Annotated in this window: 24 protein-coding genes and 1 pseudogene; 4 read left to right on the forward strand and 21 right to left on the reverse strand. The window is 71.1% G+C overall.

Translation table 11 applies throughout. The features are described from left to right. Positions 1 to 167 precede the first annotated feature (167 nt). Positions 168 to 1,457 (reverse strand): helix-turn-helix domain-containing protein, encoded by a 1,290-nt coding sequence (locus tag QP939_RS01835; RefSeq protein WP_285454731.1) that lies wholly within the window; start codon positions 1,455 to 1,457, stop codon positions 168 to 170. Positions 1,458 to 1,529: 72 nt separating this feature from the next. Between QP939_RS01835 and QP939_RS01840 the strand changes: the two genes are divergently transcribed. Then, complete coding sequence (locus QP939_RS01840) at positions 1,530 to 1,727, forward strand: hypothetical protein (RefSeq protein WP_285454732.1); 198 nt, start codon at positions 1,530 to 1,532, stop codon at positions 1,725 to 1,727. Here QP939_RS01840 and QP939_RS01845 read toward each other — a convergent pair. The 4 genes from QP939_RS01845 to QP939_RS01860 are packed head-to-tail and all read right to left on the reverse strand — an operon-like array spanning position 1,724 to position 5,910. Further along, the gene (locus tag QP939_RS01845) at positions 1,724 to 2,491 is read right to left on the reverse strand and encodes a 3-oxoacyl-ACP reductase (RefSeq protein WP_285454733.1); all 768 of its coding nucleotides are present in this window, start codon (positions 2,489 to 2,491) and stop codon (positions 1,724 to 1,726) included. The two genes, QP939_RS01840 and QP939_RS01845, sit on opposite strands and share 4 nt — an antisense overlap. Beyond that, a complete protein-coding gene (locus QP939_RS01850; protein ID WP_285454734.1) occupies positions 2,491 to 3,858 on the reverse strand; it encodes an aldehyde dehydrogenase family protein in 1,368 nt (455 codons plus the stop codon). Before QP939_RS01850 ends, QP939_RS01845 begins: the two co-directional genes overlap by 1 nt. Continuing rightward, positions 3,855 to 4,565 (reverse strand): gamma-glutamyl-gamma-aminobutyrate hydrolase family protein, encoded by a 711-nt coding sequence (locus QP939_RS01855; RefSeq protein WP_285454735.1) that lies wholly within the window; start codon positions 4,563 to 4,565, stop codon positions 3,855 to 3,857. Before QP939_RS01855 ends, QP939_RS01850 begins: the two co-directional genes overlap by 4 nt. After that, complete coding sequence (locus QP939_RS01860; protein ID WP_285454736.1) at positions 4,546 to 5,910, reverse strand: glutamine synthetase family protein; 1,365 nt, start codon at positions 5,908 to 5,910, stop codon at positions 4,546 to 4,548. The genes QP939_RS01855 and QP939_RS01860 overlap by 20 nt, the downstream gene beginning before the upstream one ends. 327 nt (positions 5,911 to 6,237) lie before the next feature. Between QP939_RS01860 and QP939_RS01865 the strand changes: the two genes are divergently transcribed. After that, positions 6,238 to 6,762, forward strand: a complete 525-nt coding sequence (locus tag QP939_RS01865) for a YflT domain-containing protein (RefSeq protein WP_285454737.1) — start codon at positions 6,238 to 6,240, stop codon at positions 6,760 to 6,762. A gap of 88 nt (positions 6,763 to 6,850) precedes the next feature. Here the strand turns inward: QP939_RS01865 and QP939_RS01870 are convergent, their stop codons facing one another. Both QP939_RS01870 and QP939_RS01875 read right to left on the reverse strand, forming a co-directional pair. Then, complete coding sequence (locus QP939_RS01870) at positions 6,851 to 8,080, reverse strand: DUF1700 domain-containing protein (protein ID WP_285454739.1); 1,230 nt, start codon at positions 8,078 to 8,080, stop codon at positions 6,851 to 6,853. Next, on the reverse strand, positions 8,077 to 8,400 hold the full coding sequence (locus QP939_RS01875; RefSeq protein ID WP_285454740.1) for a PadR family transcriptional regulator: 324 nt from the start codon (positions 8,398 to 8,400) through the stop codon (positions 8,077 to 8,079). The genes QP939_RS01870 and QP939_RS01875 overlap by 4 nt, the downstream gene beginning before the upstream one ends. A 113-nt stretch (positions 8,401 to 8,513) precedes the next feature. On the opposite strand from QP939_RS01875, the gene QP939_RS01880 reads away from it, so the two are divergent. Further along, complete coding sequence (locus QP939_RS01880) at positions 8,514 to 9,416, forward strand: SMP-30/gluconolactonase/LRE family protein (RefSeq protein ID WP_285454741.1); 903 nt, start codon at positions 8,514 to 8,516, stop codon at positions 9,414 to 9,416. On the opposite strand, the gene QP939_RS01885 is transcribed toward QP939_RS01880, so the two are convergent. The 14 genes and pseudogenes from QP939_RS01885 to rsmD all read right to left on the reverse strand — a co-directional run bounded on the left by QP939_RS01885 (position 9,391) and on the right by rsmD (position 20,260). Then, positions 9,391 to 10,554, reverse strand: coding sequence for an MAB_1171c family putative transporter (locus QP939_RS01885; protein ID WP_285454742.1), 1,164 nt, complete (start codon positions 10,552 to 10,554; stop codon positions 9,391 to 9,393). The genes QP939_RS01880 and QP939_RS01885 overlap by 26 nt on opposite strands. After that, positions 10,551 to 11,072, reverse strand: a complete 522-nt coding sequence (locus QP939_RS01890; protein ID WP_414641939.1) for a hypothetical protein — start codon at positions 11,070 to 11,072, stop codon at positions 10,551 to 10,553. Before QP939_RS01890 ends, QP939_RS01885 begins: the two co-directional genes overlap by 4 nt. A 295-nt stretch (positions 11,073 to 11,367) precedes the next feature. Beyond that, on the reverse strand, positions 11,368 to 11,802 hold the full coding sequence (locus QP939_RS01895; protein ID WP_285454744.1) for a helix-turn-helix domain-containing protein: 435 nt from the start codon (positions 11,800 to 11,802) through the stop codon (positions 11,368 to 11,370). 55 nt (positions 11,803 to 11,857) lie between these two features. Next, positions 11,858 to 12,730 (reverse strand): bifunctional DNA-formamidopyrimidine glycosylase/DNA-(apurinic or apyrimidinic site) lyase, encoded by an 873-nt coding sequence (gene mutM / locus QP939_RS01900; protein ID WP_285454745.1) that lies wholly within the window; start codon positions 12,728 to 12,730, stop codon positions 11,858 to 11,860. A gap of 30 nt (positions 12,731 to 12,760) precedes the next feature. Beyond that, the gene (locus tag QP939_RS01905) at positions 12,761 to 14,116 is read right to left on the reverse strand and encodes a polysaccharide lyase 6 family protein (protein ID WP_285454746.1); all 1,356 of its coding nucleotides are present in this window, start codon (positions 14,114 to 14,116) and stop codon (positions 12,761 to 12,763) included. A 91-nt stretch (positions 14,117 to 14,207) separates the two neighbouring features. Continuing rightward, on the reverse strand, positions 14,208 to 14,960 hold the full coding sequence (gene rnc / locus QP939_RS01910; protein WP_285454747.1) for a ribonuclease III: 753 nt from the start codon (positions 14,958 to 14,960) through the stop codon (positions 14,208 to 14,210). 13 nt (positions 14,961 to 14,973) lie between these two features. Further along, entirely contained in the window at positions 14,974 to 15,156 is a 183-nt protein-coding gene (gene rpmF, locus QP939_RS01915) for a 50S ribosomal protein L32 (RefSeq protein ID WP_003090635.1), read from the reverse strand. 71 nt (positions 15,157 to 15,227) lie between these two features. After that, the gene (locus QP939_RS01920; RefSeq protein WP_285454748.1) at positions 15,228 to 15,830 is read right to left on the reverse strand and encodes a YceD family protein; all 603 of its coding nucleotides are present in this window, start codon (positions 15,828 to 15,830) and stop codon (positions 15,228 to 15,230) included. A 411-nt stretch (positions 15,831 to 16,241) separates the two neighbouring features. Then, positions 16,242 to 16,969: pseudogene (locus QP939_RS01925) on the reverse strand (DivIVA domain-containing protein). A gap of 111 nt (positions 16,970 to 17,080) precedes the next feature. Next, positions 17,081 to 17,749: a hypothetical protein gene (locus QP939_RS01930; protein ID WP_285454749.1), complete on the reverse strand. Its 669-nt coding sequence runs from the start codon at positions 17,747 to 17,749 to the stop codon at positions 17,081 to 17,083. Continuing rightward, complete coding sequence (locus tag QP939_RS01935) at positions 17,749 to 18,249, reverse strand: SigE family RNA polymerase sigma factor (protein ID WP_285454751.1); 501 nt, start codon at positions 18,247 to 18,249, stop codon at positions 17,749 to 17,751. Before QP939_RS01935 ends, QP939_RS01930 begins: the two co-directional genes overlap by 1 nt. Positions 18,250 to 18,316: 67 nt before the next feature. Further along, complete coding sequence (locus tag QP939_RS01940) at positions 18,317 to 19,018, reverse strand: ribonuclease domain-containing protein (protein ID WP_285454752.1); 702 nt, start codon at positions 19,016 to 19,018, stop codon at positions 18,317 to 18,319. 142 nt (positions 19,019 to 19,160) lie between these two features. Then, positions 19,161 to 19,646, reverse strand: a complete 486-nt coding sequence (coaD, locus tag QP939_RS01945) for a pantetheine-phosphate adenylyltransferase (protein ID WP_285454753.1) — start codon at positions 19,644 to 19,646, stop codon at positions 19,161 to 19,163. Between the two features lie 53 nt (positions 19,647 to 19,699). Beyond that, entirely contained in the window at positions 19,700 to 20,260 is a 561-nt protein-coding gene (gene rsmD, locus QP939_RS01950) for a 16S rRNA (guanine(966)-N(2))-methyltransferase RsmD (RefSeq protein ID WP_285454754.1), read from the reverse strand. Positions 20,261 to 20,383: 123 nt separating this feature from the next. Here rsmD and QP939_RS01955 point away from each other — a divergent pair, with 123 nt between their 5' ends. Beyond that, positions 20,384 to 22,498 (forward strand): HelD family protein, encoded by a 2,115-nt coding sequence (locus QP939_RS01955; RefSeq protein WP_285454755.1) that lies wholly within the window; start codon positions 20,384 to 20,386, stop codon positions 22,496 to 22,498. Positions 22,499 to 22,515 lie beyond the last annotated feature (17 nt).

Raw genomic sequence — 22,515 nt, forward strand, 5'->3', positions numbered from 1 at the left:
TGTGGCGGTTACGGTACCCGGCGCTTCCGGGAGGCGTCTACTTCACCCGGCCAACGCCACAGTGATCCTCGACCCGGCCCCAAGCGCCCCAATGTGGCCTTCGGTGCGTCAGACGCACCGAAGGCCGCCTTGGGTGCGTCAGACGCAACCAAGGCCACCTTGGGGCGCTAGGTACCGGCGACGCGGCGGACCACGCTTCCGGCCAGGGCCGGTGGGCGGCGGACCCGGCCGGAGGGCAGGACCAGGCGCTTCAGCGGCCCGCCCAGCGGGACCGGCGGCAGGCCCGCGCCCAGCAGGACCTGCTCGACGATCTGCTCGGCGTGCCAGGCCACCGAGTCGTTGAGCCGGTCCAGGGAGGGCCGGTCGCCGTCGAAGATGTCCTCGTCGGCGAGCGTCACCTCGAAGTGGGCGCACCCCGGCGGGACCGAGATCGCCTCCTCGATCGCCCGTGCCCCGTCGAGGGGGTCGTCGAACCCCGCTTCGAGCAGCGCCGACCGGTAGATCCGGGCCGCCCGGGCCCGCATGCGCGGCCCGTAGCGGACCACCACCGGGAGCCGTCCGGTCAGGTCCGGCACGGCCAGGCCGTGCAGCAGCATGATCGGCGGCACCGAGTGCACCAGCCGCGGCGCCGGGTCGGCCAGCTCGCGCGCGGTGATCCGGACGCGGTCGGCCATCGCGTCGGGGAGGCCGAAGTAGCGGAAGTCGACGTTGCCGAACCCGAGGCCGTCGGCGACCAGCGACGCCAGCAGCTCGCCGTACCCCCAGATCGGCGACAGGACCACCACCGGCGGCGCGGCGACCACCGGCGACGGCGCGGGCGGCCGCGTCGCCTCCTGCTCGGGCACCTGGATGACCAGCCGCGGCGGCTCGTGCCAGTCGTGCACCTCCGCGACCCGCCAGTACAGCCCGAGCGGCCGCCACAGGTCGCCGAGGACGTCGTGCTCGATGATCCGCCGCGCCTCGGCGTCGGAGTACGGGAAGTCCCGCGGCGGCACGACCCCGACGTAGTGGTGGTAGGTGACGCGGACCTCGTCGCCGCGGCTGGCCGAGCGGATCCGCATCTCCCAGTCGATCGGCGACGCCGCGATCGCGTTGGCCACCTGCGTGCCCGGCGACGAGTACACCAGCGCCGTCGCCTGCCGGAGGAACTGCCCGGCCTGGTCGATGCCTTCCCGCAACGCCTTCGCCGCCTGCGCGACGTGCACCGGCGACGCCAGCGAGTCCGGCAGCACCCCGGCCACGCGCAGCAGTTCGGCCTCCCCGAGCCCGGTGACCTCGGCCAGCTGGGCCCAGTGGTCGAACACCGTCACCTTCGGCGCGTGCCGGTGTTCGATCCAGCTGCGCAACGTCGACGTCGGGACGCCGATGCGGCGGGCGGCCTCGTCCAGGGAAAGCCCGCGAGAACGGATGCCGGTCCGGACCGCTTCCGCCCACTCGTCGGCGCGCCAGTGCGTCACCTCACAAAACTAACGAAACCCGCTAGCTTTGCGCAGGGACAAATCGCCCACGTCCGCCCGACGCTGGTGACCATGACCACCACCGTCATCGCCCTGACCCTGATCGTCGGCGTACTGACCTTCGCCGCCGGCGCCTTCCTCGCCTCCGAAATCGCCGTCCGCGTGCTGCGCCGCCGCGAACGGCTCGTCTCCGAAGAGCGCAAGAAGCTCAACGCCGCCTGGAGCTACCTGCGGGAGGTCTACGGCGTCAAGAAACCGACCAAGCGTTAGAGCGGGGTGACGTACGCGCCGGAAATACCGCCGTCGACCAGGAACTGCGACGCCGTGATGAAGCTGGCGTCGTCGCTGGCCAGGAACGCCACCGCCGCCGCGATCTCCTCGGGCTCGGCGAACCGGCCGACCGGCACGTGCACCAGCCGCCGCGCCGCGCGTTCCGGGTCCTTCGCGAACAGCTCCTTGAGCAGCGGCGTGTTCACCGGCCCCGGGCACAGCGCGTTGACGCGGATGTTCTCCCGCGCGAACTGCACGCCCAGCTCGCGGCTCATCGCCAGCACCCCGCCCTTGGACGCGGTGTAGGAGATCTGCGACGTCGCCGCGCCCATCACCGCGACGAACGACGCCGTGTTGATGATCGACCCGCGACCCTGGCGCTGCATGTGCGGCAACACGGCCTTGCAGCAGTGGTACACCGACGTCAGGTTGACCCGCTGCACCCGCTCCCACGCGTCGATCCCGGTGGTCAGGATCGAGTCGTCCTCGGGCGGCGAAATCCCCGCGTTGTTGAACGCGACGTCGACCGAGCCGAACTGCTCGACCGTGCTGTGGAACAGGTTCTCGACCTGCTCGGCGTCCGTGACGTCGGTCTGGATGAACGCGCCGCCGATCTCGTCGGCGGCCGCCTTGCCCTCCGCGGGAGTCAGGTCCGCGATGACGACCTTCGCGCCTTCGCTCGCCAGGCGGCGGGCCGAGGCGAGCCCGATGCCGCTCGCGCCGCCGGTGATCACCGCGACGCGGCCTTCGAAACGCTGGACCATTACTCCTCCGTGCTCAGAAAGACGTTCTTGGTTTCGGTGAACGCCGCCGCGGCGTCGGGGCCCAGCTCGCGGCCGAGGCCGGACTGCTTGAAGCCGCCGAACGGCGTCCAGTAGCGCACCGAAGAGTGCGAGTTCACCGACAGGTTGCCGGATTCGACGCCGCGCGCCACCCGGAACGCGCGGCCGGCGTCGCGGGTCCAGATCGACCCGGACAGGCCGTACTCGGTGGCGTTGGCCTGCCGGAGGGCGTCGGCCTCGTCGTCGAACCGGACGACGGCGACGACCGGCCCGAACACCTCCTCCGCCGCGGCCGGGTGCCGCAGGTCGGGCGGGGTGAGGACGGTCGGCGGGAACCAGAAGCCGCGGCCGCTGGGCGCGCTCCCGCGGAACGCGACGGGTGCGTCGTCGGGCACGTAGGAGGCCACCTTCTCCCGGTGCGCAGCGGAGATCAGCGGCCCCATCTCGGTCTTCTCGTCACCGGGGTCGCCGACGACGACGCCGTGCACCGCGGGTTCCAGCAGTTCCATGAACCGGTCGTAGACGCTCGCCTGCACGAGGATCAGCGACCGCGCGCAGCAGTCCTGGCCCGCGTTGTCGAAGACGCCGTACGGCGCGGTCGCGGCGGCCTTCTCCAGGTCGGCGTCGGCGAAGACGATGTTGGCGTTCTTGCCGCCCAGCTCCAGCGTCACGCGCTTCACCTGCGCGGCGCAGCCCGCCATGATCTGCTTGCCGACCTCGGTGGAGCCGGTGAAGACGACCTTGCGCACGGCCGGGTGGTCCACGAACCGTTGCCCGACCACGGATCCCTTGCCGGGCAGCACCTGGAAGACGTCCTCCGGGATGCCCGCCTCGCGCGCCAGCTCGGCCAGCCGGAGCGCGGTCAACGGCGTCAGCTCGGCGGGTTTGAGGACGACGGTGTTCCCGGCGGCGAGCGCGGGCGCGAAGCCCCAGCCCGCGATCGGCATCGGGAAGTTCCACGGCACGATCACGCCGACGACGCCCAGCGGTTCCTGGAAGGTGACGTTGACGCCGCCCGGGACCGGGATCTGCTTGCCGATCAGGCGTTCCGGCGCCGCGGAGTAGTAGTTGAGGACGTCCCGGACGTTGCCCGCCTCCCAGCGGGCGTTGCCGATGGTGTGCCCGGAGTTCTCGACTTCCAGCCGCGCGAGGTGCTCGATGTCGGCCTCGACGGCGTCGGCGAAGCGGCGCAGGAGCCGCGCCCGGTCGCCCGGGGCGACGTCGCGCCACGCCGGGAACGCCGCCCGCGCCCGCTCGATCGCCGCGTCGGTCTCCTCCGCGCTGGTCAGCGGGACGGTCCGCACCACCTCCTCGGTGGCCGGGTTGAGGACGTCGAAACTGCTGGTCATCGGTTCTCCTTGCTCGCGGCGACGAGGGCGGCGAACAGCCGGACGTCGGCGCTGTCCTGCTCGGGGTGCCACTGGACGCCCAGGGTGAACTCACCGGGCACCTCGGCGGCTTCGATCGTGCCGTCGGCGGCCCAGCCGACGGCTTCCAGGCCGGTGCCGAGCCGGTCGATCGCCTGGTGGTGGTAGCAGTGGGCCTTGGTCTCCGTACCCAGGATCGCCGCCGCGCGGCTGCCGTTCTTGAGCGAGATCGTGCTGGTGCCGAAGACCGCCGGAGCGGGCTGGTGGTCGGTGGTACCCGCGCTTTCGGGCAGGTGCTGGGCCAGCGTCCCGCCGAGGGCGACGCTCATCACCTGCAGTCCGCGGCACACGCCGAGCACGGGCTTGCCCGCGGCGCGCGCGGCTTCGAACAGGCCGAATTCGAAGGCGTCGCGCCGCGGCCGGGTGTAGGTCGCCGGGTGCGGCTCGTGGCCGTAGCGGGCGGGCTCGACGTCGGCGCCGCCGGTGAGCACCAGGCCGTCCACTGTGGACACCAGACGCTCGTGGGCGTCGGACACCGGCGGCAGCAGCACCGGGATGCCCCCGGCCGCGACGACGCTGTCGACGTAGAAACGGTGCAGGAGCACGGCTTCGGTCTCCCAGACGCCGAACTTCGCGGGTTCGAGGTAGCTGGTGAGACCGATGACCGGGTCAGAGACGTTCGAAGCCACGGATCAGCTCCCAGTCGGTGACGGCGGCGTTGTAGGCGTCGATCTCGATCTTCGCCGCGTTCAGGTAGTGGTCGACGACGTCGTCACCGAAGGCGGCGCGTGCCAGGTCGCTCTTCGCCAACGCGGCGGCGGCTTCGGGCAGCGTGGTCGGGACGGTGCCGCGGTCGGAGTTGTAGGCGTTGCCGGAGAAGGGTGCTTCCAGCTCCAGCTCGTTCTCGATGCCGTGCAGACCGGCGGCGATGAGCGCGGCGACGGCCAGGTAGGGGTTGACGTCCCCGCCGGGAACGCGGTTTTCGACGCGCAGCGACTCGCCGTGGCCGACGACGCGCAGCGCGCAGGTCCGGTTGTCGGTGCCCCACGCGATGGCCGTCGGCGCGAAGCTGCCGGGCACGAACCGCTTGTAGGAGTTGACGTTCGGGGCGAAGAAGTACGTCAGCTCGTGCAGCGCGGCCAGCTGCCCGGCGAGGAACTGCTCCATGAGCGTCGAGAAGCCGTGCTCGTGGTCGCCCGCCAGCACGGCCCGGCCCTCGGTGGAGCGCAGGCTGATGTGGATGTGGCAGGAGTTGCCTTCGCGCTCGTTGTACTTCGCCATGAAGGTGAGGCTCTTGCCCTCCTGCGCGGCGATTTCCTTGGCGCCGTTCTTGTAGACGCTGTGGTTGTCGCAGGTGGAGAGCGCGTCGGTGTAGCGGAAGGCGATCTCCTGCTGGCCGGGGTTGCACTCACCCTTGGCGGACTCGGGATAGAGCCCGGCCCCGGCCATCTCGTTGCGGATGCGGCGCAGCAGCGGCTCGAGGCGCGCGGTGCCGAGCATCGAGTAGTCCACGTTGTACTGGTTGGCGGGCTTGAGGCCGTGGTAGCGCTTGTCCCAGGCGGTTTCGTAGCTGTCGTCGAAGACGATGAACTCGAGCTCGGTCCCGACGAAGGCGGCGAGCCCGCGCTCGGCGAGCCGGTCGAGCTGGCGGCGCAGGATCTGCCGCGGCGACACGGCGACCGGGCCACCCTGGACGCGTTCGATGTCGGCCAGCACCAGCGCGGTGCCCTCGTGCCACGGGATCTCCCGCAGCGTGTCGAGGTCGGGACGCAGCACGAAGTCGCCGTAGCCGCTATCCCAGGAGGAGAGCGCGTAGCCGTCGACGGTGTTCATGTCGACGTCGACGGCCAGGAGGTAGTTGCAGGCCTCGGTGGCGTGGCCGACGACCTCGTCGAGGAAGTACTCGGCCGAGCATCGCTTGCCCTGCAGCCTCCCCTGCATGTCGGTGATCGCGACGAGCACGGTGTCGATCGTGCCCGCGTCCACCCGCGTCCGGAGCTCGTCGAGGGTGAGCATGCCTCGCCTGCGTGCCATCAGCCGCCCCAAAGGTTTGATGCGATTCCTTTGCGGGTCCTTCCTACCCGGTGAGGCGGAGCGGGTCAACCGGAGCAAAGGTATTTTCTTGAGCCATTGAGGCGAGGGGCGCCGAGCTGCTGCCAGGCGGGCTGAAGGGTCCTTTCCTCTCATCACACGGGAGGAAAGGACCCTTCACCGGATCAGACGCCATGAACGTCCCCTTCAGCCCGTCCCGACCCCGGCCGGTATGTCCGTGATGCCCGGCTGAGAAGAGTCTGTGAATTCGGCGCCCCGGGAGGAAACTGGGGTACCCGCACGTTGAACGGGGCAGGAGAGGTGAGATCGATGACCACAGCATTCACGCAGACCACGTTCGGCGAGCAGCAGCAGGCGCGGCCGCAGCTGCCGACCCTGCCCACCGGCTGGCCGATCGGTTCGTACGAGTCCTACGAGCAGGCGCAGCGCGCGGTCGACCACCTCGCGGGCGCGGACTTCCCGGTCACCGACGTCACGATCGTGGGTGTCGAGCCGCTGCTCGTCGAGCGGGTCGCCGGCAAGATGTCGTGGGGCCGGGTGCTCGGCAGCGCGGCGACGTCCGGTGCGATGTTCGGCCTGTTCCTCGGCCTGGTGCTCAGCCTGCTGAACCCCGGTGCCGGGCTGGTGCCGATCGTGCTCGGCCTCGTCGCCGGCCTCGGGTTCAACCTGCTGTTCGGCGCGCTGGGCTACGCCGTGAACCGCAACAAGCGCGGCTTCGTCTCGCAGAGCCAGCTGGTCGCGCGGCGCTACGACGTCCTGTCGCAGCCCCGCAACGCCGAAAAGGGCCGCGCGCTGCTGGCGGACCTCGCGGCGCGCAGCGCGTTCGGCCACTGACGCTCCCAGAACCGAAGGCCGCCCCCGGGATTCCCCGGAGGCGGCCTTCGCCGTGTCGGAAGCGGCCCCGACCCCGCTTCCGATCCCCCTACCTGGTCGGTGTCGTCGTCGGCGACGGGCTGGTCGTCGGCGACGGCGTGGGTGACGCCGAGGTCGTCGGCGGGGCCGTCACCTTCGGGATCGCGGCGCTGAACGGCACGCCCGCCTCCTCGCGGCAGGACGAGCGGTAGCCGTAGTAGCCGTTGTAGTTGCCCTGGTCGTCGGTGACGCCCTGGTCGATCCGCGGCCGCGGGAACCGGTTGTCCTCGCCGATCTTCTGCTTGGTGCCCGACGCGCGTTCGCAGCCGTAGCGGGTGAGCGTGATCGGGCGGCCCTCTTCGTCGTAGAGGTAGACCTCCGTGAGCGGCTTGCCCTCGGCGTCGAAGGCGTAGATGTTCTCGATCTCGTGGTTGCCGTAGTTCAGCTGGTCGTTGCCGTACCGGTCGGACGTCGGGTAGTACGACGTCGCGCCCGAGTAGGAGTTCCGCTTGCCGATGAGGTCGACGGCGGCCCCGAACCCGCCGAGCGCGCCCCCGAGGACGAACGCCGAGACGGGCACGGCGATCCACAGCAGCCGCCGGTCCGAGCGCACCCGCGGGCCCGCCCAGACGATCGCGGCGCCGGCGACGATCAGGAACGGCAGCAGCAGCACGGCGCTGCGCTGGCGGAACATGAGCAGCAGGCCGAAGGCGAGCAGGGTGAGCGCGCAGATCACCCACCACGCCGGCTTCAGCGAACCGAGCCACCGCAGGACCTTGCCGGTTTCCTCCTGCTCACGGCCTTTCGCGAGGAGACCACGCAGCCACGTGACCTCCGGCAGCGCCATGACCGCGTCGACCCCGCCGCGCAGCAGCAGCGCCAGGCTGATGAGGAACACCGGCACGAAGAACCCGAGGCCCAGCAGCACGTCGGGGTCGATGGTGACGGCGGCGCCGAACGCGATGAGCGCCAGCCCCAGCGCGGAGATCACCAGGCCCCACAACGCGATCCGCGGCCGGACCAGGCTCGGCTTGGTGGTCGTGGCGAGCACCTGCGTCGCCCCCTCCGACGGCGGCGGGTACCCACCGGACGCCCGCAGCTCGGCGGCGTAGCTCTCCGGCGAGCCGAGCCGTTCGATGAGAGCTTCGACGCGGGCGCCCTCCCCCAGCTCGGCCTCCAGTTCGGCCAGGTGCGGGCGGACGTCCTCGAGGATTTCTTCGATCTCGCTCGCGGGCAGGTCGGCGAGCGCGGTGCGGACCCGCGCCAGATACACCCGCACGGCGGTCGGCTTGTCGCTCATGCTGCCTCTCCCAAAAGCACGTTCATCGTCGACGCGAAGCTCTGCCAGGTCTTGCCCGACTCCGCCAGGCGCAGCCGCCCCGGGTCGTTCAGGCTGTAGTACTTGCGGTGCGGCCCCTCTTCGCTGGGCACCACGTACGAGGTGAGCAGGCCGGCCTTGTAGAGCCGGCGCAAGGTCCCGTACACCGACGCGTCCCCCACCTCGTCCAAGCCGGCTGTCCTGAGTCTTCGCAGGACGTCGTACCCGTAGCCGTCCTCCTCGCGGAGCACCGCGAGAACGGCGAGATCGAGCACCCCTTTGAGCAGCTGACTGATCTCCACTGCACCCTCCAGTCTTACGCTTGGAAAGGTACCACGCATTGCGCAGTAGTGCGCATCGTGAGGGGCCGAACGGGCGTGTCGCGGCGGCACCCGCGTGTGCTCGGATCTTGGTCGTGGACCTGATCAAGACGGACTTCCAGCTGCTCGACGAGCGATTCGCCCGCGTCAACGGCGACGAGTGGACGCGGCGCCTGTACTCGGGCTGCCGCTGGACGGAGGGCCCGGCGTACTTCCCGGCCGGGCGCTACCTGGTGTTCAGCGACATCCCGAACGACCGCACGCTGCGCTGGGACGAGACGACGGGCCAGGTCGGGGTGTTCCGCCAGCCGTCGAACTACGCGAACGGGCACACGGTGGATCGTCAGGGCCGCCTGATCAGCTGCGAACAGGGGCTGCGCCGGGTGACGCGCACCGAGCACGACGGGGCGATCACGGTGCTGGCGTCGGAGTTCGAGGGGAAGCGGCTGAACAGCCCGAACGACGTCGTCGAGCACTCGGACGGGTCGATCTGGTTCACCGACCCGAGTTACGGGATCGACAGTGACTACGAGGGGTACCGGGCGGAGAGCGAGATCGGGGCGTGCCACGTGTACCGCGTCTCGCCGTCGGGCGAGGTGAAGATCGCCGCGGACGACTTCTGCCGCCCGAACGGACTGGCGTTCTCGGCGGACGAGTCACGGCTGTACATCGCGGACACGCGGCAGGATCCGAGTCACATCCGCGTGTTCGAGGTTCGTCCGGACGGTTCCCTGACGGGCGGCTCGATTTTCGCGACGAGTGATTGCGGGGGCTTCGACGGCGTTCGCGTGGACAGCGAAGGCCATGTCTGGGCGGCGGCGCACGACGGGTTGCACTGCTTCGCCGAGGATGGCACGCGGATCGGGAAGCTGCTGATACCGGAGATCTGCTCGAACTTCACGTTCGGCGGCGCGCGGGGGAACGAGCTGTTCATCACGGCGTCGAGTTCGGTGTACACGCTGAGGGTGACGGTCAACGGGGCGCGCTACCCGCGCTGACCACGCCTCGTCGCCAGGCGCGGCTCACCCGGACCAGCCACGCCGCCTCCGTCGCCACATCCGCGTCGGCCTCGGCGAGGTCGCCCGGCGTGCCCTCCCCCGGCTCGAATCGGCGCCCCTCGCGGGCCGCCTCGATCGCCGCCGCCAGCGTCACCGCCTCCACCGTCGCCGGGATGTCGCGGACTCCCGCCTTGCGGGCTTCCTCCGCCGCTCGCGCCGGGAGGGCCGGGTCGAAGTGGGCTCGGAGGGCCAGGTGACCGTCGCGGATCTCGATCACCCTGCGGTACAACGCGAATTCGGCGCCGCCCGCCAGCTCGCGGCCCGGATCCAGCGCGATGCCCGGCACCGCCGCGCGCAACGCCGTCCACAGTGGCTCGATCCGCCGGTACGCCCGGTACGCCCGCACCCGCCCGATCAGCGCCGCCACCGCCGGGGACCACGCGCTGAGCGTCGCCCCGGCCGCGACGAAGCCGATGGTCACGGCCGCGAGCACCGACGACGGCAGATCCTCCCTGGCGCCGATCCGGCCCGTCTCGGCGAGGTCGCGGACGTCGTCGACGTCCCAGAACGTCCACGCGAACGCCGCGCCCACCCCGACCACCAGCAGCCACAGCCCGGCGCGCAGCGGCCCCGGCTCGGCGTGCCAGGCGCTGCGGGCGAACACCGCGACCAGCAGCCCGAGACTGACCAGGCTGTAGAGCAGGAAGAGGGCCTTGTCGCCGAGCGCGAAGGGCAGGCCGCCCTCGGAAAAGACCGTCTGGTCACCGACGCGCCGCGGCTCGGACAGCGCGAAGCACACGGCGAGCAGCACCATCGTCGCCGCGGTGAACAACGCGTGTGGCGCGAGACGTGCGCCTTCGCCACGCCACACCGTCTGCGTGAAGGCGACGGCGAAGCCGATGGCGCCCAGTTTGAACTCGTCACCGGCCAGGGTGAGGATCCATTCGGCGACCGGGCCGGGGCCGGTCAGCGCCGCCATCGCCGGCGTCAGCACGGCGATCCCGGCGGCGATGCAGATGCCGAAGCCGGAGAGGAACCACATGGTCCGCACCGGCTGGCTGTGGCGCGCTTCGATGAGCTTGTACCCGAAGCCGGCGAAGCCCACGACGCACAGCAGGTAGGCGAGGGTCTCGATCACGGCGTGCGGCGGCGGGAGCGTCCGCCGAAGAGCGAGTCGAAGCGGCGCACGCCGTCCGGGACGCCGGGAGCGGGTTCGCGGTGCCGCACGACGCGTTGCGCGAGCAGGCTCGCGACGAGCTCGGCTTCGCGTTCTTGGACTTCGGTGTAGGTGGTCCGCCCGAGCACGCGCCGGACGAGCTCGGGCGAGAGGTTCGGCATGAGCTGCCGCCCGGCGGCGGCGTCGATGGCGACCCCGTCGGCGCCGGCGTCGGAGCCGGTGTGGCCGCAGAGCAGGTGCCCGACCTCGTGCAGCAGGATGTGCCGCCGGTGCAGGGCGGTGGTGTTGGTGGGGTAGAGGATGTAGTCGGCGCGTTCGGTGCTCATCAGCAACCCGCACGGAGCGCCTTCGGGGGCGCTGACGGGCATGAGCTCGATGGGCCGCCCCCGTTCGGCGGCGAGGTGGGCGACGAAGGCCTCGGCATCGAAGGGCTCGGGTAGGCTGACGGCGTCGGCGACCTCGCGGGCGCGCCGCCACAGCTCCCGGCCCGGCTGCCGCCGGGATGCCCGGTCCCCCACCTCAGCCCTCCTTCGCCACGCCGCCGCGCAAGGACGACGACCATGCGGCCACCGTTCGGCCCGCAGGTGCGGCCAGGCGGTGCCGCTCGGCAACAGCGACCGCACGCTTCGTTCGGCCCACGGATGCCGCTCGAAGCTGCCGCTCGGCCGATACCACTTCAGTCATCGCGTGGGCCCGCCGCTTTGTTGCGCGGCCGCCGCGCGGCGAATCGGCTTCCGCGGGCCGCCTTCCGGTCGCCGTCTGACCGACCCCACCTCAGCCCTCCCTCTTCGTGCCGCCGCGGCTCGCCTCCCTTCGGGCGATCGCGTCGATCATGTCGCTGATCGTGTCGAGGCCGTCGGCCGACAGCGTCACCGCTCGCAGGGCCAGGTCGCGGACCCCCGCGTCCCTCAGCGCTCCCAGCAGGGCCAGCTCTTCGGCGATCTTCCGGCTCTGCTCGTCGTCGAAGAAGTATGCCGGAGGCACGCCGAAGAACTGTGCCAAAGCTTCCAAGTGCCGCTTCGTCGGGTTGTCGCGGCGGCCCGTGCGCAGCTGCCACAAATACGTCGTCGAAAAGCTTTCGCCCGTGGCCTCACGACAGGCCTTCGCGACCTCTTCGTTGCTGTACGGCTCCCGATCGGGCCTGCGGACCACGTGGAACAGCCGGTCGATCTTGTCGGCCAGCGTCGACTTTCCGGGCTCCTTGACCACGATGCACTCCCTCAGCTGCCAGGCACATTCATCCTAGCTGAAAGGCACACCCCATTTATCTACGCAAGTTGGCCCTGGGCCGTGGCTGGCAGCGCGGACAGGAGAACGACGACCGGTTCATGAACGGCTCGCGCCGGATCGGCGTGCCGCACCGGTGGCACGGCAGGCCCTCCTGGCCGTACGCGTCCAGCGACCGGTCGAAGTACCCGGACTGCCCGTTCACGTTCACGTAGAGCGCGTCGAACGACGTGCCGCCCGCGCCCAGCGCCGCGTTCATCACGTCCGACGCCGCCGACAGCAGCTCGCGCCCCTTCGCCATCGTCAGCTTCTCCGTCGGCCGGGACCAGTGCAGCCGCGCCCGCCACAACGCCTCGTCCGCGTAGATGTTGCCGATGCCCGACACCAGCGTCTGGTCCAGCAGCGCCCGCTTCACCTCCGTGCGCCTCGATCGCAGCGCGCGCACCGCCGCGTCGAGGTCGAACGCCGGGTCCATCGGGTCACGCGCGATGTGCGCGATGGTGTCCGGCAGCAGCACGTCGTCGCCGACGTCGTGCACGTCGTCCAGCGCCAGGCCGCCGAACGTGCGCTGGTCGACGAACCGCAGCTCCGGGCCGTCGTCGTAGAACCGGAGCCGGACCCGCAGGTGCTTCTCGTCCGGCGCGCCCTCGGGCTGGACGAGCATCTGCCCGCTCATCCCGAGGTGCGCCAGCAGCGCCTCCTTGTCGGACAGCTCCAGCCACAGGTACTTGCCACGGCGCCGCGCCGCCTCGACGCGGCTGCCGGCGAGCCGCTGCGTGAAGTCCTCCGCGCCCAGCGCGTGGCGCCGGATCGCACGCGGGTGCAGGACCTCCGCCTCGCGGATGGTCCGGCCTGCCACGTGCGCCTGCAGGCCCAGGCGGACGACTTCGACCTCGGGAAGTTCGGGCATGCGGTCATTGTGCCCGTGGGGTACGACAATTTACGGAGCGGCCGGCCCGACATCGGCCTTCGTCAGCGGAACCCGGGTCGTTCCCGAGGCGAAGTACTCGTCCGCGCCGACGTCGTAGGTGCCCGCCCGCGCCTGCAGGTCGAAGTCCTTCGCCGCGAACGAGTAGGAACCCACGCCGGTGTCGATCGCCGGGCTGCCGGACGCCAGCCGGTAGAGCCCGGCGGCGTCCTTCACCAGCTTCGGATCGACGTTCCGGGACGGGATGCCCGCGGTGCCGCCGAAGGTGATGTTGCCTTCGTACTTCACCGTCGACCCGCTCGGCAGCGTCACGAGTGTGCCCGACGTCCCCTTCACGATGTTGTCCGCGACCACGCAGTCCTTCGGCTGGTAGTTCCCGCCGTCGCCGTCGATCACCGAGGAGCTGCCCAGCACCGTGTTGTACGCGACCGTCACGCGGTCGGGGCGGTCGTGCAGCTTGCTCGTCGGCCCGCTGTCGGCTTCGTCGCCGGACCCGAACACGATCGCGCGGTCACCCGAATTGGCGACGTAGTTGTTCACGATCCTGTGGTCGTTGCCGTGGAACCGGATGCCCGAGCCGAACAGCAGGTTGCCCTCGACGAGGGAACGGTTGCCGTGGCGCAGCACGATGTAGCCCTTGCTGTCCCGGATCGTGTTGTACCGCACCACGTTGTCCGACGACTTGACCGAGATCGCCTCGGAGTCGCCGTCCGCCTTCTCGAACAGGTTGTTCTCGATCAGCGCGTTCGCCGTGTACGACTGGCGGTCGCTCAGGCCGAGCCGGATCGACTCGCCGCCGTTCGACCCCGTGAACTGGTGGTTGTAGAAGTAGTTGTGGTGCACGTGGACGTGCTTCGCCATCGCGCCGGACGGCCCGAGGATCTGCAGGAACACGCCCTGGCTGGTGCGGTTCTGGAAGACGTTGCGGTCGACCACCGTGTCGTCGCCGCTGACGGTCACCCAGTTGCCGTCGGTCGTGAGCTGGAAGTCGTTGCGGGTCAAGCGGTTGTTCGACGCGCCGGCCGGGACGGTCAGCGAAGCGCCGTTGCGGAACTTGAAGCCCCGCAGCACCACATTGGACACACCACTGGCGAAGGCGAACGTCTTCGAGCCGGTGATGGTCGCCTGGCCGGAGTGCTCGGCGGCGATCGTGACGGGCGCGGAAGCGGTGCCGGAGCGCCGGATCGTGAGCGTCGAGCCCGCGGAGTAGGAGCCGTCGGCGAGCACGACCGTGTCGCCGGGGTTCGCCTTGTCCATCGCGGACTGCAGCGCGGACAACGACGTGACGCGGACCTGAGCCGCCGACGCCGGTTGTCCGGGTACGACGACGAGTGCCGCCGCGATCAGGGGTACGAAGAGCAGACGCATCCGCCGGAACCTCTCAGTCGAGAACGTGCGCGGCGGATGATCAGCACGCTACTGAGCGGCGAGCGGACGCGTCAACGGGGGTTCCCGCTGATCAGGACTCCGGTTGCTCGGCCTGCTTCTCGGCTTCGAGTTCGGCGGACAGCGAGCGCCACGCCGTCTCGGCGGCCTTCTGCTCGGCTTCCTTCTTCGTCGACCCGGTGCCGTGGCCGAGGGGACGGCCGGCGACGAGGACGGTGGCCGTGAACTCCTTGCGGTGGTCCGGCCCGGTGTCCTCGACCTTGTACTCGGGCACGCCGAGACCGGCCGACGCGGTCAGCTCCTGCAGGCTCGTCTTCCAGTCGAGCCCGGCACCGCGCAGCGGGGCTTCGGCGAGCAGGCCGTCGAAGAGGTGGTGCACGAGCTTGCGGGCGATCTCGATGCCGTGCTCGAGGTAGACGGCACCGATGACGGCTTCGAGGCCGTCGGCGAGGATGCTCGCCTTGTCCCGGCCGCCGGTGAGCTCTTCGCCCTTGCCGAGCAGCAGGTGCGCCCCGAGCCCGCCCTCGCCGAGCCCGCGGGCGACCCGCGCCAGCGCGTGCATGTTGACGACGCTGGCGCGGAGCTTCGCAAGCTGACCTTCGGGCAGGTCGGGGTGCGTGGTGTAGAGGTGGTCGGTGACGACCAGCCCGAGCACCGCGTCACCGAGGAACTCCAGGCGCTCGTTCGGCGGAAGGCCCCCGTTCTCGTACGCGTACGAGCGGTGGGTCAGCGACAGCCGGAGCAGCTCGGGGTCGAGAGTGACCCCGAGCGCTTCGAGCAACGGCGCCGGATCGGCGGGTGGTCCCCCGGGCGTCTTGCCCCCCATGTCGGCTACCCGATCAGGCGGGCTCGACGACCTGGCGGCCGTTGTGCTGGCCGCACGACGGGCACGCGACGTGCTGGAGCTTCGGCTGCTTGCAGGCGCGGTTGGAGCAGGGCACCAGCTGAACCGGAGCCGCCTTCCACTGGCTGCGGCGGGAGCGCGTGTTGGATCGCGACATCTTCCGCTTCGGGACGGCCACGAGTAGATCTCCTTATGACGGTCTGCTCGCGGTGGCGAGCGAACTTTCCTCCGGAACGAGCTGGGCGCTCGTCAGGCTTGCTCAGCGGGGCCCTGCGCAGGCTTTTCGCCCGCGTTCTCGTCGAATCGCTCGACCAGTGCGGCCCACCGAGGGTCTATCTTCTCATGCCCGTGTCCGGGCTCGAGATCGGCCCACTTGACGCCGCACTCCGTGCAGAGCCCGGCGCAGTCTTCGGTGCACAGCGGCGCCAGCGGGAGGGCCAGCACGATCGCGTCGCGCACGATGGGCTCGAGGTCGATCTTGTCGTCGACCAGCCGCGGGATCTCGTCCTCGTCGGTGGTCTCCTCGGTGGCCGACCCCGGGTAGGCGAACAGCTCCTGGACCTCGACCTCGACCTCTTCGGTCAGCGGGTCGAGGCAGCGGGCGCAGGTGCCCTTCGCCGTCGCCTTGGCGGTGCCGCTGACCAGCACGCCCTCGACGACGGACTCGAGGAGCAGGTCGAGTTCCAGCTCGGAGCCGGCTTCGATGGTGATGACATCGGGGACGCCGAGCGGCGTCTCCACCGGCACGCTGCGCTTCAGGGCGCGGCTGAGGCCGGCGTGACGGCCGAGCTCACGGGTGTCGATCACCCACGGGCTGCGGTCGTCGAGCTGGGGGGTCTTGTTCTCGGACATCCAGTCCAGGGTACGCACTGGTCGCCACCTCTTTCGGGGTGGACCCTTCGGCGACCGGGGCCGGCCAGCCCCCGCCACTCCCTGGGGGGCGTCCCCTGGCCAGTCTATCGGGGGTGGCCGACGGCAAGGCGGGAAAACCGCAGGCCGGGGTTTGGTTGCCCACATCTCGGCGGGGGTGGGGACAACCGGCTCGGTCGGGCCGCGGAGCGTCGCGAATGACTCATTCGGGACGTCGCAGGTCCCGAATGAGTCATTCGGGACCTGCGACGTGCGGCCGCGGCGACCCGAGCGCATGAGGCCGCGCGCAGCCGAGAGAACGTCTTGAATGAGTCATTCAGGGCGTCGGAGGTCCTGAATGACTCATTCAAGACCTCCGGACCGGGCCGCCGCCCGGCCCGGCTGAGAAACTCGTCACACCTGGTAGTCGTACAGCGTCGGCCGTCCGCCGCCGTTGGGCAGGTTCGCGGGCGACCGCAAGTGGTTGCGCCCCGAGTCGACCGTCCGCAACGTCGTAGCCAGCAGCTCCGAGAACTCGGCCAGCTTCCCGTCCACATACGCATCACAGTCAGCCCGCTGCCGGTCAGCCTCGGCGTGCGCCTCGTCGACGATCCGCGCCGACTCGGCGTGCGCCGCCTGGACGACCTCCGTCTGCGCGACCAGCCGGGCCTGCTCGGCGCGGCCGTCCTCGATCGCCCGGTCGTACGCGTCTCGGCCGGCCTGGATCATGCGCTCGGACTCGGCGCGGGACCGGTCCGTGAGGTTCTGGTACTCCGCCTGGCCCGCCGCCACCGTGCGGTCCGCCTGGTCGTGCGCGTCGGCCAGCATCTGCTCCGCGCGGGCTCGCGCGTCCGCCAGGATGCGCTCCGCCTCGTCCGTCGCCTCCGCGATCGCTCGCTCGGCCTCCGCGTTCGCGCCCGCGACCGTCTCGCTCGCCTCCTTGCGGGCGGCGTGGATCAGGTCGTCGCGCTTGTCGAGCACGTCCTGGGCGTCGTCGACCTCGCCCGGCAGCGCGTCGCGGACGTCGTCGAGGAGCTCGAGCACGTCGCCGCGGGGCACCACGCAGCTGGACGTCATCGGGACGCCGCGCGCCTCTTCGACGATCGTGACGGCTCGTCGAGCGCCTCGAAAACCCGGTACACGGCAACTCCAATCCCCTGTCGCTGGGACCAGTCTGCCCGCATCCGGCGCCGAAGCGGTGAACGCGACCGGCGCCGGGCGTGTCCCCCTGGCCCACGCCCGGCGCCGGAGTCCTACGGCAGCACGAACGCCGGATCGGTGATCACCCGCGTCAGCTGCTCCTCGGTCAGCGGGTAGCCGAGACCGCCCGTGACGATCACCGTCGAACCGTCGGGGCGGTACAGGAACCCGTTGACGCCATCGCGGACCGGGACGCCGTTTTCGTCCTTGTAGACGAGTTCGGACAGCACCAGGACGGCCCCGCCGGGCTGCGGCAGCCGGACGCAGTGCGACTCCGGGCCCGCCGACGTGCACAGCCGCTCGATCGGGACGACCTGCGAACCGGCTCGCGCGCCGCGCACGGTCAGCTGGAAGTTGCCGGGCCGTCCTTGCGCGTCGACGAACTCGGCCGTCACGCTCATCCGCTCCGGTCCGATGCTGTCCGCCGACGCGCGGCCCAACGTCAGGTCGTGGACGCCCGGCAAGGCCCGCGCGACCGCTTCGCCGAGCGCCACGCGGATCCGGGACTGCTCGGCGAGCGACGGCGGCACCGGGCCCGCCGCGGGCGAGACCGGTTGCTTCGCCGGGACCAAGAACAGCAGCGCGCCCAAAACCGCGAGGACCGTCACGGCGGACCGGCGACGACCCCGGCGCGCCGCGCGGTCGGCGACCTCGTCCGGGTCGAAGCCCAGCGGGGGTTCGGCGAGGGACACCTCGCGCAGGCGGGTCTCGAGGTCGGTCATCACGCGCTCCTCTCGGCGCTCTGCTCGAGGACGCCCCGGAGGGTCTCGAGCCCGCGCGCGGCCTGGCTGCGGACCGTCCCTTCCGAGCAGCGCAGCACCTCCGCGACCTCCGCCGCCGGGAGGTCGGCGCAATAGCGGAGCACGACGGCGGCGCGCTGCTTCGGCGGCACTTCGGCGAGGGCGCGCAGGAGCTGCGCGGAAATCCCGGTGTCGGGCGCGGGCGACGGCTGCTCCGGCACGACGCCGTCGCGGCGTTCCCGGTGCCGCCACGGGCGCCGCTGCTCGTCGAGCCAGCAGCGCAGGAGGACCTGGCGGGCGTAGTTGTCCACGGGCCCGCGCCGGGTGATCTTCGGCCAGACCCGGTACAGCTTGACCAGCGCGTTCTGGACCAGGTCCTCGGCCAGGTGCCAGTCGCCGCAGAGCAGGTACGCCGTCCGCCTCAGCGCCAGGGCCCGCGCGCGGGCGAACTCCCGGAAGTCCGCGTCGTCCCCAGCCCGCATCGCGCCCTCCTCGTCCGTCTTCCGGTGTACCTCACGGACGAGGGGGCGCGGCGCGTTGCATCCGGGGTCAGGAAGACAGGTCGATCCGCTTGAACGTCGCGTAGTGGTCGGGCGTGTAGGCCAGCTCGCCCGCCCCGCCGGAGATCACGCGGTCGTCCGTGCCGACGGCGAACAGCTTGTAGTAGCCCGAGGAGCACGCCGGGAGCACGCCTTCGCGGTTCTCGTACGTCGTGCCCGTCGACGCGCCGCTCCGGACGTTGTCGACGACCGTGCGAGCCGCCGCGGAGAGCTGCGAGTAGCCGATGCCGGTCAGGCCCGACAGGTCGCCGCACTGGGCCGGCGTGCTGCCGCCGTCGATGTCGATCACCTGGAAGGACGCGTAGTGGTCGCCGGTGTAGAAGTACTCGCCGCCGCTGCCGGTCACGATGCGGCGCGTGCCGCGGTTGCTCGAGCCCGGCGTCGGCACCGTGTACTCGTGGTAGTAGCCCGACGCGCACGACGGGAGGATGCCTTCGCGGTTGTCGAAGACGACGCCGTCGTTGTCCGGGTACGGGAACGGCCCGTCGGACTGGATCAGCTGGTACGTCGTGGTCGCCTCGGGCGGCAGGGCCGAGAGCGTCGTGTGGGTGAAGCCGGCGAGGTCGCCGCAGGCGTTCTGCGCGGCGACCGCCGGTGAATTCGTCACCGCTTCGGCGGCGGTGACCCCCGTGAACAGCGTGGCCAGGAGCGCGAACAGGACCGCGACCAGGCGAGATCGGTAGTTGGTCATTTTCGGACCGTAACTCGATCGGATGATCGTCAGAAGACGAGAACGTGAACTCGGGAACGTCGGCACGCAAGTCCCGACGATCGTAGGGGGCCGATCGACGGGAACCCGGCCGCCCGAGTTGCGGGAAGTCCGTTGTGGAGGGTCAGCGCCCGAGCTTCGGGAACTTCGCCGAGAGGCGCTCGTAGACCACCGGCGGCACCAGGTGCTCGATGTCGCCGCCGAGGGCCGCGACCTCCTTGACCAGGGAGCTGGACACGAACCCGTACGCCGGGTTGTTCGCCATCAGCAGCGTCTCGACGCCGGTGAGCTCGCGGTTCATCTGCGCCATCTGCAGCTCGTAGTCGAAGTCGCTGACCGAGCGCAGGCCCTTGGCGACCGCCGCGATGTCGTTCTCGCGGCAGTAGTCGACCAGCAGGCCCTCCCACGAGTCGACGCGCACGTTCGGCAGCTTCGAGGTGATCTCCCGCAGCATCTCCAGGCGCTCCTCGATCTCGAAGAGGCCCTTCTTGCTCTTGTTCACCCCCACCGCGACGACGACCTCGTCGAACAGCTGGGCCGCCCGCTCGATGATGTCGAGGTGCCCGTTGGTGGCCGGATCGTAGGAACCGGGACAGACCGCACGCCGCATGGCGCGGACGCTACCGTGCCGCCGGTCGCCACGCCCGCTCTGCCGCGCGTGGCTCACGCCACAGCCGCGTACTCCGCCCAGAAGACCGCCGTGTCGCCGTACTTCTTCTCGCGCGTCGGCGCGAAGCCGGGCGGCCACTCGGGGGCGCCGTCGCGGGCCGCGCGCTCGATCACCACCAGGGCCGCCGAACCCAGCCAGCCGCCCGCGGCCAGCGCGGAAAGCACCTTGCCCAGCGCGGCCGCGTCGACGGCGTACGGCGGGTCGGCGAGCACGAGGTCGAACGGCCGGGGCGCGGGCGCGGCGACGACCGCCTCCACCTGGCCCGCCCGGACCGTGCCGCCCAGGCCCAGCGCCGCGACATTGCCGCGCAGGACGTCCACCGCGCGCCGGTCGGACTCGACGAACACCGCGTCGGCCGCGCCGCGGGAGAGGGCTTCGAGACCGAGCGCGCCGGAGCCCGCGTAGAGGTCCAGGACGTGGGAGCCGTCCACCTCGCCCGCCGTCTCGAGGGCGTTGAACAGGGCTTCCCGCACGCGTTCCGACGTCGGCCGGGTGCCCTTCGGGGGCACCTTCAGCCGCCGGCCGCCCGCCGTCCCGGCCACGATCCTGGTCACCCCCCGATTGTGGGGGGATGACGCTCGGCACTCAGAACCGGGACACGGGTGTCCCCGCCGCACCCAACGCGTAGAGTCGTTCTTCGCCCTCGGAGGCGATCCAGAGCTGTCAAGGAGCCATGCGTGTCGGAACCTCGGGTCAGACGGGCCGAGATCGCCATCGAACAAGCCCACGTCGATCGCGTGTACACCCGTCTGGACGAACTGCGCACCCAAGCCGAGGCGATGCGCACGAAGGGCTACGAAATCGGCCAGGGCGCCCAGCGCGAGGCGATCTTCGAGCAGGCGTCGATGCTGTTCGAGCGCGACATGATGGTCTACCACGCCAACCAGACGCTGCAGTCGCTCGACGCCGAGTACGAGGGGCTCGTCTTCGGCCGCCTCGACGACCGCGAGGGTGAACGCACCTACGTCGGCAGGCTCGGCATCCGCGACGCCGAGTTCGACAACCTCGTGACGGACTGGCGCGCGCCGGCCGCGGCGGCGTTCTACCAGGCCACCGCCGAGGAGCCGATGGACGTCGTGCGGCGGCGCGTCATCCGCTGCTCGGGCCAGAACGTGCTCGACGTCGACGACGACGTCCTGATCGCCGACGCCGTGCCGGAGGGCATGCAGATCGTCGGCGAAGGCGCGCTGATGGCCGCGCTGGGGCGCTCGCGCGGCGAGAAGATGCGCGACATCGTCGCCACCATCCAGAAGGAGCAGGACGAGGTGATCCGGGCGCCGTGGCGCGGCGTCACCGAGATCACCGGCGGGCCGGGCACCGGCAAGACCGCCGTCGCCCTGCACCGCGCGGCCTACCTGCTCTACCGGCACCGGCGTCAGCTCGGCGGCGCGGGCGTGCTCGTGATCGGGCCGTCCGGGGTGTTCACCAGCTACATCTCGCGCGTGCTGCCCTCGATGGGCGAGACGAACGTCGAGCTGCGCGCGCTCGGCGAGGTCCTCGACGGCCTGGAGGCGACGCGGCAGGACGCGGCGCCGCTGGCCGCGGTCAAGGGGTCGCTGCGGATGCGGAAGGTGCTGCTGCGGGCCCTGCGCGACACGCCGCCGGAGGCGCCGGAGGAGATGCGGATCGTCTACCGCGGCGAGGTCCTCAAGCTGACCGCGCGGGAGCTGGAGAAGGTGCGCCGCAAGGCCCACACGCAGGGCGCGCCGCCGAACCGGTCGCGGATCCGGGCGGCCGAGCTGCTGCTCGACGCCCTCGCCGCGAAGGCCGAGGAGCACGCGAAGGACGACGGCAGGCAGATCGACCGGGCCGAGCTGATCACCGACCTCGGCGAGCGGATCGACTTCCACCGGTTCCTCGTCGTGTGGTGGCCGGTGCTGTACCCGGCGCAGATCCTCAAGTGGCTGGGCGAGGAGAAGCGGCTGGCCTCGGCGGCGAAGGGCGTGCTGAACCGGCAGGAGATCTCGATGCTGGCCGCGGACTTCGCGGACCGTTCGCGGGGCTGGTCCATCGCCGACGTCGCGCTGCTGGACGAGCTGCGCGTGCTGATCGGCCCGCCGCCGAAGCGCAAGCGCCGCCAGGTGATCGAGGTGGAGCCGGACCGCACGGGCGGCGCGCCGACCCGGCCCGAGCACTACGACGAGTACTCGCACGTGGTCGTCGACGAGTCGCAGGACCTTTCGCCGATGCAGTGGCGGATGGTCGGGCGGCGCGGCAAGTACGCGAGCTGGACGGTGGTCGGCGACCCGGTCCAGAGCTCGTGGCCGGACCCGGAGGAGGCGGCTTCGGCGCGCGACCAGGCGTTCGGCGTCAAGACGACCCGGCGGCGGTTCACCCTGCGCACGAACTACCGGAACTCGGCGGAGATCTTCGACCTGGCGGCGAAGGTAGTGGCCGGGCACGCGGAGGCCGGCGAGCTGCCGGTGGCCGTCCGGCAGACCGGCGTGGTGCCGGAGGTCCGGCCGGTGGAGGCCGCGGGCCTGGCGTCCGCGACCCAGGCGGCGGTGAAGGAGCTGCTGGGCGCGGTGGAGGGCACGGTCGGCGTCATCACGGCGATGGACCGGGTGCCGGAGGTCGCGGGCTGGCTCTCGGGGCAGGCGGACGAGCGGCTCAAGGTCGTCGGCAGCCTGGACTCGAAGGGCCTCGAGTACGACGCCGTCGTGCTCGTCGAGCCCGTGGACCTGATCACGGAGTCGACGACCGGGCGGCGGGTGCTGTACGTGGCCCTGACCCGGGCGACGCAGCAGCTGACCGTGCTGGCCTCGAACCCGGACTGGCTCCCCGCGGTTTGACCCGAGCGCCCCAAGGC

The sequence above is a fragment of the Amycolatopsis nalaikhensis genome (genome assembly GCF_030264295.1).
Classification (GTDB): domain Bacteria; phylum Actinomycetota; class Actinomycetes; order Mycobacteriales; family Pseudonocardiaceae; genus Amycolatopsis; species Amycolatopsis nalaikhensis.

What these genes read in the sequence shown, in the direction of transcription:
- QP939_RS01920 (WP_285454748.1), bottom strand. Translation starts at nt 15,830, where the DNA reads ATGTCCGAGAACAAGACCCCCCAGCTCGACGACCGCAGCCCGTGGGTG.
- QP939_RS01935 (WP_285454751.1), bottom strand. Translation starts at nt 18,249, where the DNA reads ATGCGGGCTGGGGACGACGCGGACTTCCGGGAGTTCGCCCGCGCGCGG.
- QP939_RS01865 (WP_285454737.1), top strand. Translation starts at nt 6,238, where the DNA reads ATGACCACAGCATTCACGCAGACCACGTTCGGCGAGCAGCAGCAGGCG.
- QP939_RS01940 (WP_285454752.1), bottom strand. Translation starts at nt 19,018, where the DNA reads ATGACCAACTACCGATCTCGCCTGGTCGCGGTCCTGTTCGCGCTCCTG.
- mutM (WP_285454745.1), bottom strand. Translation starts at nt 12,730, where the DNA reads ATGCCCGAACTTCCCGAGGTCGAAGTCGTCCGCCTGGGCCTGCAGGCG.
- QP939_RS01850 (WP_285454734.1), bottom strand. Translation starts at nt 3,858, where the DNA reads ATGACCAGCAGTTTCGACGTCCTCAACCCGGCCACCGAGGAGGTGGTG.
- QP939_RS01860 (WP_285454736.1), bottom strand. Translation starts at nt 5,910, where the DNA reads ATGGCACGCAGGCGAGGCATGCTCACCCTCGACGAGCTCCGGACGCGG.
- coaD (WP_285454753.1), bottom strand. Translation starts at nt 19,646, where the DNA reads ATGCGGCGTGCGGTCTGTCCCGGTTCCTACGATCCGGCCACCAACGGG.
- QP939_RS01870 (WP_285454739.1), bottom strand. Translation starts at nt 8,080, where the DNA reads ATGAGCGACAAGCCGACCGCCGTGCGGGTGTATCTGGCGCGGGTCCGC.
- QP939_RS01845 (WP_285454733.1), bottom strand. Translation starts at nt 2,491, where the DNA reads ATGGTCCAGCGTTTCGAAGGCCGCGTCGCGGTGATCACCGGCGGCGCG.
- QP939_RS01930 (WP_285454749.1), bottom strand. Translation starts at nt 17,749, where the DNA reads ATGACCGACCTCGAGACCCGCCTGCGCGAGGTGTCCCTCGCCGAACCC.
- QP939_RS01840 (WP_285454732.1), top strand. Translation starts at nt 1,530, where the DNA reads ATGACCACCACCGTCATCGCCCTGACCCTGATCGTCGGCGTACTGACC.
- rnc (WP_285454747.1), bottom strand. Translation starts at nt 14,960, where the DNA reads ATGGGGGGCAAGACGCCCGGGGGACCACCCGCCGATCCGGCGCCGTTG.
- QP939_RS01905 (WP_285454746.1), bottom strand. Translation starts at nt 14,116, where the DNA reads ATGCGTCTGCTCTTCGTACCCCTGATCGCGGCGGCACTCGTCGTCGTA.